This is a genomic window from Lysinibacillus sp. BPa_S21, assembly GCF_023337795.1.
Lineage (GTDB): Bacteria > Bacillota > Bacilli > Bacillales_A > Planococcaceae > Lysinibacillus.
Genome location: NZ_JALIRS010000018.1, coordinates 1 through 12,964, shown reverse-complemented (window position 1 = coordinate 12,964; position 12,964 = coordinate 1). Strand labels below are relative to the sequence as shown.

Genomic DNA, 12,964 nt, shown 5'->3' with positions numbered 1-12,964 from the left:
TATACCTAAAAAACCCGAATGAATAATGTGTATAAATTATTTTAAGATAACAAACTACTTATTTTCAAAGCGGATTTTAAAAGCCTGCTGAACTTTTTCCATTCAGCAGGCCTTCCAAAAATTTTTTACTTTACTTTTGCACCGTTTTCTAGTTTTTGATCAACCGATGCTAATTTTAAAATTCCATCTTTCTCACCGGCTAAAATCATTCCTTGAGATAATTCACCGCGTAATTTAACTGGCTTTAGGTTAGTGACCACAATCACTTTTTGACCAATCAATTCATCTGGCGAATAAAACTTTGCAATACCTGAAACCACTTGGCGTTGCTCATATCCAAGATCCACTTGAAGCTTTAATAATTTGTCTGCTTTCGGAATAGTTTCACATGCTATTACTGTAGCTACGCGTAAATCAACTTTCATAAAATCATCAATAGTAATTTCAGGAATTTCTGGAATATCCGCAGGTTTTTGCTCAACTTTTGATTCTTCCACTTGCGGCGTTTTCACTGAACCACGCATTTCTTCACGGATATACTCAATTTCAACTTCACTCTCTAAACGAGGGAAAATTGGAATACCTTTTTCTACCACTTTAATGTTTGCCGGAATAGTATTGCCGAATGTTTCAATTGTTTCCCATGCTAAGAATTTGTCATCCAAGCCTAATTGTTCGATGATTCGTTTGGGAGTAGATGTCATAAATGGTTGTAACATGACAGCAATTTGGTGTAAGCTCTCTGCCAAATTTCGCATTACGGCGCCTAATTTTGGCTTGTCTGATTCTTCTTTTGCTAGCACCCACGGTTGCGTTTCATCTATATATTTATTCGTTCTCGAAACAAGCGTCCATACGTCTGCTAAAACGACACTAAACTGCATTTTTTCCATACTTTCTTCATATTTAATACGTACCGATTCAGCCTGGTCTTGTAAAGCCGCATCAAATTCTGTCGATTGAAGATTTTCAGTTGGAATAATGCCGTCGAAATATTTATTAATCATTGAAATAGTACGATTCAATAAATTACCTAAATCGTTTGCTAAGTCGAAGTTTGTCCGTTCAACAAAAGATTCTGGTGAAAATACACCATCAGACCCGAATGGTAACTCACGCAATAGGAAATATCGTGTCGCATCTAAGCCATAACGTTCTATTAACATTTCCGGATAAATAACATTGCCCTTTGATTTAGACATCTTACCGTCTTTCATCATGATAAAACCATGAGCAAATATTTTCTTCGGAAGTGGTAAATCTAATGCCATTAAGAAAATTGGCCAATAAATAGTATGGAATCGAACGATATCTTTACCAACTACATGTACATCTGCCGGCCAATATTTATTGAATAATGTTTCATCCTCAGACAGATAACCTAGTGATGTAATATAGTTAGTTAAGGCATCTACCCATACATAAATAACATGTTTAGGGTCTCCCGGAACTTTAATGCCCCAATCAAATGATGTTCTTGAAACAGATAAATCTTCTAACCCTGGTTTAATGAAGTTATTAATCATTTCATTTTTCCGAGATTCAGGCTCAATGAATCCAAGGTTTTCTTCATAATAAGCTAAAAGACGATCTGCGTATTTCTTCATATTAAAGAAGTAAGATTCCTCTTTCACTTTGTGTACTGGACGACCACAGTCTGGACAATTACCATCTACTAATTGTGTCTCCGTAAAAAATGATTCACATGGTGTACAGTACCAACCTTCATACTCACCTTTATAAATATCACCATTATCTAAAAACTTTTGGAAAATCTTTTCGACAGTTTTCGTATGACGCTCTTGCGTTGTTTGAATAAAGTCATCGTATGAAATGTCCATTAATGCCCAAAGTTTTTTTGCAGCATCTGCAATTTCATTCACGTATTCTTGAGGATGTTTGCCCGCTTCTGCAGCTTTTTCTTGAATTTTTTGTCCATGCTCATCCATTCCAGTTAAAAAACGTACATCATAACCACGTAAACGTTTATAACGTGCCATTGTATCTGATGCTACAGTTGTATACGCTGTACCAATATGGAATTTCCCACTTGGGTAATAAATAGGGGTTGTTATATAGAATGTTTTGTTTTGTTCGCTCACAAGAACTGCCTCCATTGTTTCACAGTATACTATCTATTCTAACTAAGTACGAAATTCGTTTCAACTTCTTTCAGCGGTGTCATGGAATCGGAAAAGGAACTCTTATATAGGAAGTTAGCCAAATCATCGCATCCATGCGATGATTTGGCTAACTAACCTGCATCGGTAAAAACGCTACGTCCTGTGACATTACCGAAATGACCGACATCATGTCGACCCTCACGCAGGCTAAGTTTAAAGCCGTTTTTGGACGCCATGATGCCTCGGCATAGTTGATTGATAATATATCCCGCGCGAAAAATGTCGAATGATATAATCAATCCATTTAATGTATTAAACGAGAATCTTTTTTACTATAAATCAAAATATATAATAAAAACCTTTTAAAAAAACCAAAATATCTGTTTTCTCCTCAAAAAATTTTTTTGAAACAATAATATTAGTGTATTAATTAATTGACGTTTATGGCATTACTTGGTATGATAACTATCAGACAAAGAATTTATGTCGAAATTTGACGAAATACCGATATAACTTTTAACATTAGGAGGAAAAATAATTATGAAATCAACAGGAATCGTTCGTAAAGTCGATGAATTAGGACGTGTAGTAATTCCAATCGAACTTCGCCGTACATTAGGTATTGCAGAAAAAGATGCTTTAGAAATCTATGTGGATGATGACAAAATCATCTTAAAAAAATATATGCCTAACATGACATGTGCTGTAACTGGTGAAGTATCTGATGATAACTTCCGTTTAGTTGGAGGCAAATTAATTTTAAGCCCAGAAGGCGCAGAAATGTTAGTGAAAGAAATTCAATCTAACTTAAAAAAATAATTTGATCTACACACCTAAATCAAACACAGTGATTTGGGTGTTTTGTTTTTATCAATCAAAGATAAATATAATATAACCAATTCTTAAGTGCCTTATAATGTCCATGTCAGACCTTTCAAGATTAAGGTTGTATTTTTTATCATATTAAATAGTTTATGCTCCTTACCATAACGTGGGGTTGATTTCCGTTCCGACAGGGTGCTTTCCTTGGGATCAACAACCTAATTGATTAGCTATACAAAAAAGAGGTGCCCTATTAAGGCTACCTCTTTCTTTACATTAACTATGGTATTCATTATAGATTTCTCGCTTCGCTACTTGACGTAGTTTTGCAACTTCCTTTATAGCTTCCTTTGATGTTACACCTGTATGATTAATAATATAATCGACATGTTCAATGATAGACATTGTAACCCAATAGGCTTCTTCATTACTTTCTTCCTCAGCATTGTCGTTTCCTTCAAGGACAATACAAAATTCTCCTCGAATTTCCTCTGTTTGTGACCATTCCACTGCTTCAACCAACGTACCACGTAAAAACTCTTCGAATTTTTTAGTCAACTCGCGAGCTAACACAATCCGTCGATTACCGAGAATAGTTTCCATATCTTTCAAAGTGTCCTTGATACGATGAGGTGCCTCATAAAACAGGATAGTTTCCTGACGTTTTTTTAGTTGCTCTAATTGCTGTCGTCGCTCCTTTTTCCCTCGATTTAAAAATCCATAAAAGAAAAATGGCTGTGGCGTTAGTCCAGAAGCAATTAATGCTGATATTGCAGCATTAGGGCCTGGCACCGGTACAACGGGAAAGTCTTGTTCGATTGCTTTTTCGACTATATCTGCACCAGGGTCGGAAATACAAGGCAGACCTGCATCACTAACTAATGCAACTGTTTTTCCCTCATGTAAGAAGGCTAATAGCTTCTCCCCACCCACCTCTAAATTATGTTCATGATAGCTTATCAGTGGTGTTTCTATATCAAAGTAATTGCATAGTTTCTTTGTATTACGTGTATCCTCTGCTGCAATAATATCTGCTTCCTTTAAAATACGTAGCGCACGTACACTCATATCCTCTAGGTTACCAATAGGCGTTGCCACTAAATATAAACAACCTGTATGACCGTGCATTGTACTTTTCTGAGATTTCATGCGTCATCCCTCCCTATATATTTCATCTTTTGCTTTCGTGTTAACTGTTTAAAAGCATATTCTGCTCGCATCGCTTCTTGTTTCGTATCGAACTCCTCTACATAAATACATTCTACTGGTCCTCGCGCTCTCGTATATTTTGCACCTTTACCAGCATTATGTACACCGACACGCTTGTCTACATTATTCGTGTAGCCTGCGTAAAAGGATTGATCGGCACATTCTAATACATAAAAATAATGGCTATTGTTCTTTTCCATAAAGGATTTCTCTCACTTCTGCTGTATATTCATTATTCGCGTTATAAACATACAGGGGCGGTAATATTTTTAGATCAGGCTTACCATCTTTAATTCCTTCTATTAATAATGTATTGGCCTCCTTACCTTCTTTCGGGTAAATAAGTTGCATACGTTTAGGCTCTAAACGATTTGCACGCATTGCCGTAACAATATCTAATAACCGACCAGGACGATGAACAAAAGCAGCCTTTCCGCCTTGTTTTAACAATTTACTTGCTGATTGTATGGATTCCTCTAATGTTAAATATAGTTCATGACGCGCTATAGCGTAATGCTCACTTAAGTTTTTATCACTTGCTTCATGTGCTAAAAAATATGGCGGATTACACGTTACAACATCATATTTTTCAATACCAAGCTCCTTAGGAATTTCCTTCACATCACCGAGGACCATATGAATTTGATCTTCTAACTTATTGTAACGGATACTTCGCTCAGCCATATCAAATAAACGTGGTTGAATTTCTACTCCTGTTATATGCCCTTTTGTTCTGGCGCTTAAAAAAAGTGGAATTACACCATTTCCTGAGCACAAATCAACAATTTTCCCTTTATGATGTGGGACATTGACAAATTTTGAAAGTAGTACTGCATCCAATGAAAACGAAAAGACAGAAGGGCTTTGAATAATACGTAAATTCTCAGCCAATAAATAGTCTAACCGTTCGTCACCCTTCAACCAATTTTCCATGTTTCTTCCTCCTACTATACAAAACAAAAGACTGACACCACCATAGTGGGAATCAGCCTTCTATTACACATTTTGTTTATTTAAAAATGATAGACAAAACAGACAGTCTTCACCTTTACGTGAACCTCCGAAATGAACATGACAAACATGGAAGCCTTCTTGGTATAAACGTGCTAGGTTATCATAACCTTCGCCAATATCTAACGAATTCTCTTTCTTCTCATCAGTAGCCTGTACGGAGTTTTCATTCGAAAGTAGTTCTTCCAGCCGTGTACGAAGGTGATGATTTTCTGTTTCGAGTGCCTTATGCTCCTCCATCATTAACGCTACAAATTGTTTCAATGCACCAAATTGCTCCTGCATTGCTTCGAGCTGTTGTTCGAACTCCATAACGGTATCTAAGAAATTACGGTCCTTCACCCAAGCCACCTCGTCCAATTCTCTATCTTAAATAAGATTTTTTTCGCATGCTAGCAGTTCTTCTAGTGTATACTCGACTGTGCGCTCCTGCTCTTGTAAATATACTTGAATAAGTCTTTCCAGTACATTTAAACCTACAACTTTACCACGGCCATCTGGTGTCATCGCCATTTCACCAATGTCTGGCATGCCCTCTTTTGCTTCCTCATATTCATCATTTTCATACTTTAAGCAGCACATTAAACGACCGCAAAGACCTGAAATTTTGGATGGATTTAAAGATAAGTTTTGATCTTTAGCCATTTTAATAGAAACCGGCTCAAAATCTCCTAAAAAAGTTGAGCAGCAAAGCATCCGGCCACATGGACCAATGCCGCCTAACAACTTCGCCTCATCACGTACACCAATTTGGCGAAGCTCAATACGTGTTCTAAAAACCGAAGCTAAATCTTTTACAAGATCTCTAAAATCAACTCGTCCTTCAGCCGTAAAATAAAAGATGATTTTATTACGATCAAATGTATATTCAACATCAACGAGCTTCATTTCTAAATTATGCTCAATGATTTTTGTACTTGCTAGTTCAAATGCTCGCTTTGATTCAGCTGCATTTTCCTCTACTTGGATACGATCACGCTCATCCGCTGGTCGTAGAACCTGTTTAAGTGGTAATACAACATCATTATCCCCTACAACCTTTTGAGGGACAACTACTTTACCATATTCCACTCCGCGAGCTGTCTCTACAATGACATACTGACTGTCCTCTAGTAGATATGATGCTGGATCAAAATAATATATTTTACCCGCTTTTTTAAAACGGACTCCCACTACATTATACAAATGTATATCCCTCCTGCAGATTTAGCATTAACTGCTCCATCATTAACGTCCTATTCATGTTACGCTGTAAAGATGAACGTGCCTGTAAAATAGACTCCATTTGACTAGATAGACGTTCATAAGTCGAATGTAACGCAGCTTCTTTAAATGTTTGTAACATGTCTGGGTAAGTACAAGCTGCTTCGGGATTAGCTTTTATTGACACTATATCACGGTAAGCAAATAGTAGTAAATCTAATGCCTGCTCCATCTCGCCTTTTTCTTTAAACAGTGGCAACCATTCTTCATGTACAACAAGCATTGCTTCATGTACATTCTGACGAATTGCCTCTACTAATTTTAACACTGTTTTTCGAGCATGTGCAAACTGCTCATCATTTGCTAAAATCATAGCTGTTTCGAGCTCGTTCGTCATCATGCTCACTGTAGAAGCCATCGAGTAAGAAATGTTGTGATCTTGCAAATGCTTCAACAATAAGTGTCGAGGCATTTTTTGAAATTTAATATGCTGGCAGCGAGAACGAATCGTTGGTAAAATTGACTGCATTTGCTCTGTTAACAAAATCGCAGTTACCTCACCATCAGGTTCCTCTAAAAATTTAAGAATCATGTTTGCAGAGGCAATATTGAGACGGTCTGCATGGTGAAGCACATAAATCTTACGTCCTTCTTCAACCCCCATCATCTTCATCTCTGCAATTAATTCACGTATTTGATCAATTTTTATAAATTGGCCTTCTGGATAAATTTGATGAATATTTGGATGATTACCCGAATCAACACGTCTGCAATTTCGACATGTTTCACATGGAACATTTTGATTTGGTTGCTCGCATAGCATTAATTTAACAAAAAACTGCATAATATCAACTTTGCCTGTCCCTTTTTCGCCATCAAAAATGTATGCATGCGCTAATCTATTTTTGTCAAAAATCGTTTGAAGCTGCTTCATTACGACTGGTTGTAGTGTGAATAGCTCTTCAACATTCTTGGCCATATATATAAATTCCTTCCTATTTTCAATTACACTCATAGCATAATTGTTTTCCATTGCTCAATTTTAGTACAGAAACATCTGCGTTTTTAGAGCAGATAGATTAGTTTCGTGTCATTCAGCAAATAAATTAGCTGCTGAATTGATTTGAAAAAAGCCCGCGCCTACAAGAGAACGAGACACGGGTTTTACATATACAAATTAATTAATAAGCCTTTAATCTCACCGATTTTATCAAGTAGGTCAATTGCTTCCTTTTCTTCATCTAAAATATCTTGCGCAAGCTCTACAAGACGCGTATCAATAGTTTCGATAATTTTTAAGCGTCTTCCTTCACCAAAACGATTCCATGTATGCGATTGCTTTAAATCCATACCATGCTCTACAGTTTCTTGTAGGAATCGTTTAACAAGCATTTTAAAACGAGCAAGTTCTCGTAAATTACGTGATCTTGCAACACGGTCACCTGCTGTAGAAATATCTCCTAGCAGTCGTGTAAGCTGTTCAGTTTGCAATTTGCTTCCTTGCTTGACGACCATATCTCCAAATCGGTTATTTTGATTATTGTTATGCATTGGCTCTTTACGATTAGTATTTAACCCGACACGTATATCTTGATTGATCTTCAAGCTGTTTCGCCCCCACTTGCCTTCTATATCAAATACATATATTGTGTTTTACTTCTATTTAATGTGGCAATGATCTAAAAATGATGAAACTGTTCGATTGGTAATACAAAAACTGTCGCTCCTCCTACCTCTACCTCCACTGGATAAGGTATATAGGAATCTGTATTCCCTCCTAAAGGCGAAACAGGTGCAACCATTTGTTCACGTGCTCGACAATTATCACGAATAATATCTAAAACTTTGGGTATAAGAGAGTCTTCCGTCCCAATAAGAAACGTCGTATTTCCAGAGCGTAAAAATCCTCCTGTGCTCGCTAATTTAGTTGCGCGAAACTGGTTTTTCGTTAAAGCATTCGATAAACGGCTGCTATCTTGATCTTGCACTACAGCTACGACTAACTTCATTCGCACTCACCCCTTTGATAAAATTCATCTAAATAAATTTTAGTTACCATTATCAATTATGCCTCAGCATAATGGTGTCCGGATCAGGCTTTATGCTTGCACAAAGAACACCTTTCCGGTTCCGTGACATCCACCAAAGTTCCTTTATTTCAGTAGGTTTTTAGGTATCTACTGAAAATGAACAATATCCATACCCATCAAATCTTTTCGCTTGCGCACAGAAAACATTCGTTGAATGAAGATAAAATTATAGATGTTACCATTATATCACATTGTGTTAGACAACTTCATGCATTTACTGTATTGCTTCATATATTAATGACCATACATCTTCAACAACACGCTCAATATTTTGGTCCGCATTGATGACATGTATACGATCAGCGTAACGCTCTACTAGCTGTAAATATCCTTCCCGAACCTTTTTATGAAAAGCTAAACTTTCAACATCTAAGCGATTTACTTCTCGCTCTCCATGAGCATGAATTCGTGCCAAGCCAACCTCTGGAGCAAGGTCAAATAATATAGTCATATCGGGTAACTTCTTACCGATTGCAAACTCATTAATGGATAATACTTCATCTACGCCGATACCGCGTGCATATCCTTGGTATGCTAATGAAGAATCGATAAATCGATCGCAAATAACCATTTTACCAGCATCCAATGCAGGTCGTACTTTTTCAAAATAATGCTGACTTCTCGCCGCTGCGTATAATAACGCTTCTGTACGTTCATCCATGGCTGTATGTTCAGGATTCAAAATAATACTCCTAATTTTCTCAGCAATCTCAATACCACCAGGCTCTCTCGTTGCTAAAACATCAATATTTTCTTCTGCAAGTCGCTCAGCTATTTTTTGAATAACTGTTGTTTTTCCAGCACCCTCAGGACCTTCAAATGTAATAAATAAATTGCAATTCATGCTGTTATTGCCTCCAACTATTTAATGATCTCAATCATCTTTTCTTCTAAACGGTGATTTCCTTGGAACGTTGCACCAGTAGCCAGTAACTCTTCTAGCTGACTCAGCTTTGCTACTGTTATTTTTTCGCCCGGAACAAGCAATGGAATGCCTGGTGGATAAGGAATAATCATACTAGCAGAGATACGGCCCATTGTTCGCATATATGGTAACCATTCTTTCTCCGCCTTTTCAATGTCATCAAATGTATAGGCTGGTTCCGTAATAGCTACAAAATTATAGGCTGCTTGCGAAGCAGTTACTATTTCGGACCTTGGTGTACTTAATAACAATGTTACAGCATCCTTAATTCGGACACGTATTTCTGCAAATGGATAGGTATGCCCCTGTTTCAACAAAGGTAGCACAAGTAATACTTGATTCGCATCTGCTAGTTCTGCATATACGTGCTTTGCTTCTAATGCTTCTTGTAATTGAAAACCGCTATAGCCATCAACGCGTAATAATAATTTTATAGGGTCGTCTACCTCAATCACTTCCAAAGAGCCAATAGCTCGTAATGCCTCTACCCATTGATTCCTTTTCTCTATTATATATGCACCATCACTCTCCATATATGTCTGTATATAATAGCGTGCATCATCTAAAGAAGCCAATAAAAGATAGGATGGGCTGCTAGATTGCAGCATACGTAAATAGTGATTTATTTTGTCGACATCGATGAAGTTAGAATTAACATGCATAAAGGATGCCATTGTCATAGCAGGCAAAGTTTTATGTGCAGACTGTACTACTATATCTGCCCCAAATGACAATACTGATGGTTGAAATAAAGTACAGGCACTAAAATGCGCTCCATGTGCTTCATCCACTAAGACAGGAATACCTTTCTCATGACAATAGGCAATCTGCTGCTGTATTTCTTTAGATGTCATACCATAGTAAGTAGGATACGTTAAAACTACTGCCCGAGCCTCTGGATGAAAATCAACTGCTTCTTTTAAATCTTTATAAGAAACATGTGTGGCAGTTAATGTACGTTCATCCCATAGTGGGGAAACAAATACAGGCTTTGCGCCAACAAGCTCAATTGCGTGAAATATTGACTTGTGTGCATTACGTTGGACAATAATCGTATCACCCTTTTTACATGTGGCATAAATCATCGCTAGATTTCCAACTGTAGATCCACCTACTAAAAAAAAGCTTTTCATCGCCCCATATGTATCTGCCAATAAGTTTTCTGCCTCTAATATTATTTCCTCTGGGTGATGTAAGTCATCAAGACCTGATAATTCAGTCACATCATATCGCATGACATCTTTAAAGGGCTGAGGAAGATGGGACAGTTCGCCATGCTTATGTCCTGGGACATGAAAGGAAATATTTTGTTGTTGTCGAAAGCGCTCTAACCCTTCTACAATCGGCTTTTTCTTTTGCAAAACAAAACACCCATTTCCGTTATATTCTTATTTAATTATAACACTTACATTACAAAAACATTTGCTGAATCGCTATAAATAAAGTGAAATTCAGATAACCTTTTTACCGATCCAATGTGCTAGTAATGCAACAGGGATCAATAAAAGACAAAATGGCAAGCTAACGAAAATAATGTCCCATGTTATGACTTTATTGATTAATAACGAACGATACAAAATTAAACTGTATGGAATGACGATTATCAAAGATGTAAGTGCACCTGGTGTAATGGCACGAAGAAAAACAGATTGTGCAAGGTGAGTGAATGCATGTAAAAAGTAGGTTAGCGTAACAATAGTGAAAAAATAGATATCTCCAAATGGCCCTTGATGTACATATTGATTTGCTAAAAAAGTGGAACTACTTACAAACATGAATATAACGATTACTGCTACGGCAAACTGTGCTGTCGACATCGAGAACTGTTTCATAACTCGATCAGCAATTTTCTTCGGCAGTCTTTCATACAAAATCGTAGAATTCTTATTTAACCACTTTTCAACCATAATGATTTCTTCAAAATCATGCAAAATGAACATAATAGGGAATAGCCAAATAAGTGTTTGAATATTTATCCATTGCTCCATAATGATACCTCCTTTTTAAATTCTATTGAGTAATCACTCAAATGTTTTTCAAAAAAATAGTTCCTCGCAAATAACGTGTGTTAACTTTCGTTTCGATTGGGCACTTTCTTGGTGACGTTCGATCTCCACTACAATCTACTTATACAATTTGCATTCCTTTTAAAAGAAACATCGCTACCTCTTCAATATAATCATTATTTCCAATTGGCATTTTTTCTGCTTTTCTTTCTTCAACTAAAACATGCGTTAATATTGTTGAAAGAAACACCGAAGCTGCCGTTTCTACTGTCTTTTTTTCTACACTACATAAAGAAGCTCTTATCAAAAATGAACTGACTTGTTCATTCATTGTATTTATAAAATCTACAATATCCTTACTAACATCCGTGTTCCGTACTATTTCCGGGGACCAAATAAAAGTTAAAAAGCTTTTATTATGTGATAAAAAATTGGCATATAATTGGCCAAATTTAATTAAAGCTGGATATGGCTCCATCATAGAAAGAGCTTTTATCTCATTTTGTAGCGAGCCAATAAATGAAAATTCACGAATAAGATAATTAAGAAGCCCATTTTTATCTTTAAAATAATAAAATATAAGCCCCTCTGCTACTCCGCTTTTTAATGCTATTTCTTTAGTAGTCGTCGCGGTAAAGCCCCTTTTAGTAAAAAGCTCTAATGATGCCTCCAAGATTTTATCCTTCTTTGACGCCAAACCTTTCCACCACCTTTTTTAATGTTTGAGTATATACTCAAATATAAGACTCATAAAAAGAACTGTCAAGTTATACCAAAAATCACAAGATAATGTGGGTTGGTCTCAGTTCCGACGTTAACATTTTAGTAAATTGTCATATCGAACTTTTGGTGATGAAACATAAAAAGACCATTGCACCTAATAGCAATGATCCTTTTACTTTCCTTAGTAGATACTATTTTAAAGCGTACTTAACTGCAATTTTCTCTACACATACTAAATACTAGCCTTTACCGCCATCCTTTGTACTAGCTGTTCTACTAATTGCGGTACAAATTTTTCTAATATTGGATTCATCATTCCTGCTAAGAAGCCACTTGCCTTCATCGTTAAATTGCCTACTAACTGACATGTACCGTCCTGATTTTGTGTAATTTCAAAATAACCATCACCATTTATCGGATCGGATAAACCTACCAAATCAAACATAACCTGATGAGGACTGGACTCCTTGCATTTAAGCTCAACCTTTACGGCTTTTTGAATAATTCCGAAATCGCCTTGAAATACCCAAATCATATTTTGTTCATTTGGAAATTCATGATGTAAATAACCCGGTATTAGTACAGCCCATTCCCCTTTATCTTGAATAAATTCCTGTAGCTTTGCTTTTTCAATTTGAATATTTTCTCTATATAACCCTGTTGCCATTTCAATTCACCCCTATATTGTTAATTTGAATCAATTTACATTCTAACATTTTTTAGGGTATAGATTGCAAAACAACAAAAAAACCACTGATTTCTCAGTGGCTGCTTTGTGCCTAGCGACGTCCTACTCTCACAGGGGGAAGCCCCCAACTACCATCGGCGCTAAAGAGCTTAACTTCCGTGTTC

Annotated in this window: 15 protein-coding genes and 1 rRNA gene; 1 reads left to right on the top strand and 15 read right to left on the bottom strand. The window is 36.6% G+C overall.

Annotation, left to right across the window (positions count from 1 at the left end; genetic code table 11):
* Nucleotides 1-125: 125 nt before the first annotated feature.
* Nucleotides 126-2,102 (bottom strand): methionine--tRNA ligase, encoded by a 1,977-nt coding sequence (metG, locus tag MOK21_RS21710; protein ID WP_249076041.1) that lies wholly within the window; start codon nucleotides 2,100-2,102, stop codon nucleotides 126-128.
* Between the two features lie 561 nt (nucleotides 2,103-2,663).
* Between metG and MOK21_RS21705 the strand changes: the two genes are divergently transcribed.
* Nucleotides 2,664-2,942, top strand: coding sequence for a transition state genes transcriptional regulator AbrB (locus MOK21_RS21705; RefSeq protein WP_004229214.1), 279 nt, complete (start codon nucleotides 2,664-2,666; stop codon nucleotides 2,940-2,942).
* 279 nt (nucleotides 2,943-3,221) lie between these two features.
* On the opposite strand, the gene rsmI is transcribed toward MOK21_RS21705, so the two are convergent.
* From rsmI to rrf, 14 genes are all read right to left on the bottom strand, one after another.
* The gene (rsmI, locus tag MOK21_RS21700) at nucleotides 3,222-4,094 is read right to left on the bottom strand and encodes a 16S rRNA (cytidine(1402)-2'-O)-methyltransferase (protein ID WP_249076040.1); all 873 of its coding nucleotides are present in this window, start codon (nucleotides 4,092-4,094) and stop codon (nucleotides 3,222-3,224) included.
* Entirely contained in the window at nucleotides 4,091-4,354 is a 264-nt protein-coding gene (locus MOK21_RS21695) for a GIY-YIG nuclease family protein (RefSeq protein WP_249076039.1), read from the bottom strand. Before MOK21_RS21695 ends, rsmI begins: the two co-directional genes overlap by 4 nt.
* Nucleotides 4,338-5,087 carry a tRNA1(Val) (adenine(37)-N6)-methyltransferase gene (locus MOK21_RS21690; protein WP_249076038.1) on the bottom strand — a complete coding sequence of 250 codons (750 nt, stop codon included), beginning with the start codon at nucleotides 5,085-5,087 and terminating at the stop codon, nucleotides 4,338-4,340. The genes MOK21_RS21695 and MOK21_RS21690 overlap by 17 nt, the downstream gene beginning before the upstream one ends.
* Before the next feature lie 63 nt (nucleotides 5,088-5,150).
* On the bottom strand, nucleotides 5,151-5,507 hold the full coding sequence (gene yabA, locus MOK21_RS21685; RefSeq protein WP_308221951.1) for a DNA replication initiation control protein YabA: 357 nt from the start codon (nucleotides 5,505-5,507) through the stop codon (nucleotides 5,151-5,153).
* Between the two features lie 27 nt (nucleotides 5,508-5,534).
* Nucleotides 5,535-6,350, bottom strand: a complete 816-nt coding sequence (locus MOK21_RS21680; protein ID WP_249076037.1) for a PSP1 domain-containing protein — start codon at nucleotides 6,348-6,350, stop codon at nucleotides 5,535-5,537.
* Nucleotides 6,343-7,347, bottom strand: a complete 1,005-nt coding sequence (gene holB, locus MOK21_RS21675; RefSeq protein WP_249076036.1) for a DNA polymerase III subunit delta' — start codon at nucleotides 7,345-7,347, stop codon at nucleotides 6,343-6,345. Before holB ends, MOK21_RS21680 begins: the two co-directional genes overlap by 8 nt.
* Nucleotides 7,348-7,532: 185 nt before the next feature.
* Complete coding sequence (locus tag MOK21_RS21670; RefSeq protein WP_249076035.1) at nucleotides 7,533-7,973, bottom strand: YaaR family protein; 441 nt, start codon at nucleotides 7,971-7,973, stop codon at nucleotides 7,533-7,535.
* A 74-nt stretch (nucleotides 7,974-8,047) separates the two neighbouring features.
* Nucleotides 8,048-8,377: a cyclic-di-AMP receptor gene (locus MOK21_RS21665; RefSeq protein ID WP_049667342.1), complete on the bottom strand. Its 330-nt coding sequence runs from the start codon at nucleotides 8,375-8,377 to the stop codon at nucleotides 8,048-8,050.
* Between the two features lie 295 nt (nucleotides 8,378-8,672).
* Nucleotides 8,673-9,302, bottom strand: coding sequence for a dTMP kinase (gene tmk, locus MOK21_RS21660; RefSeq protein WP_249076034.1), 630 nt, complete (start codon nucleotides 9,300-9,302; stop codon nucleotides 8,673-8,675).
* A 17-nt stretch (nucleotides 9,303-9,319) separates the two neighbouring features.
* Entirely contained in the window at nucleotides 9,320-10,744 is a 1,425-nt protein-coding gene (locus tag MOK21_RS21655; RefSeq protein WP_249076033.1) for an aminotransferase class I/II-fold pyridoxal phosphate-dependent enzyme, read from the bottom strand.
* Nucleotides 10,745-10,834: 90 nt separating this feature from the next.
* Nucleotides 10,835-11,371 carry an HXXEE domain-containing protein gene (locus MOK21_RS21650; RefSeq protein WP_249076032.1) on the bottom strand — a complete coding sequence of 179 codons (537 nt, stop codon included), beginning with the start codon at nucleotides 11,369-11,371 and terminating at the stop codon, nucleotides 10,835-10,837.
* Nucleotides 11,372-11,510: 139 nt separating this feature from the next.
* Complete coding sequence (locus tag MOK21_RS21645) at nucleotides 11,511-12,086, bottom strand: TetR/AcrR family transcriptional regulator (protein ID WP_249076031.1); 576 nt, start codon at nucleotides 12,084-12,086, stop codon at nucleotides 11,511-11,513.
* A 258-nt stretch (nucleotides 12,087-12,344) separates the two neighbouring features.
* Nucleotides 12,345-12,779, bottom strand: a complete 435-nt coding sequence (locus MOK21_RS21640; RefSeq protein WP_249076030.1) for an SRPBCC family protein — start codon at nucleotides 12,777-12,779, stop codon at nucleotides 12,345-12,347.
* A gap of 110 nt (nucleotides 12,780-12,889) precedes the next feature.
* A 5S ribosomal RNA gene (gene rrf, locus MOK21_RS24070) occupies nucleotides 12,890-12,964 on the bottom strand; the annotation flags it as partial.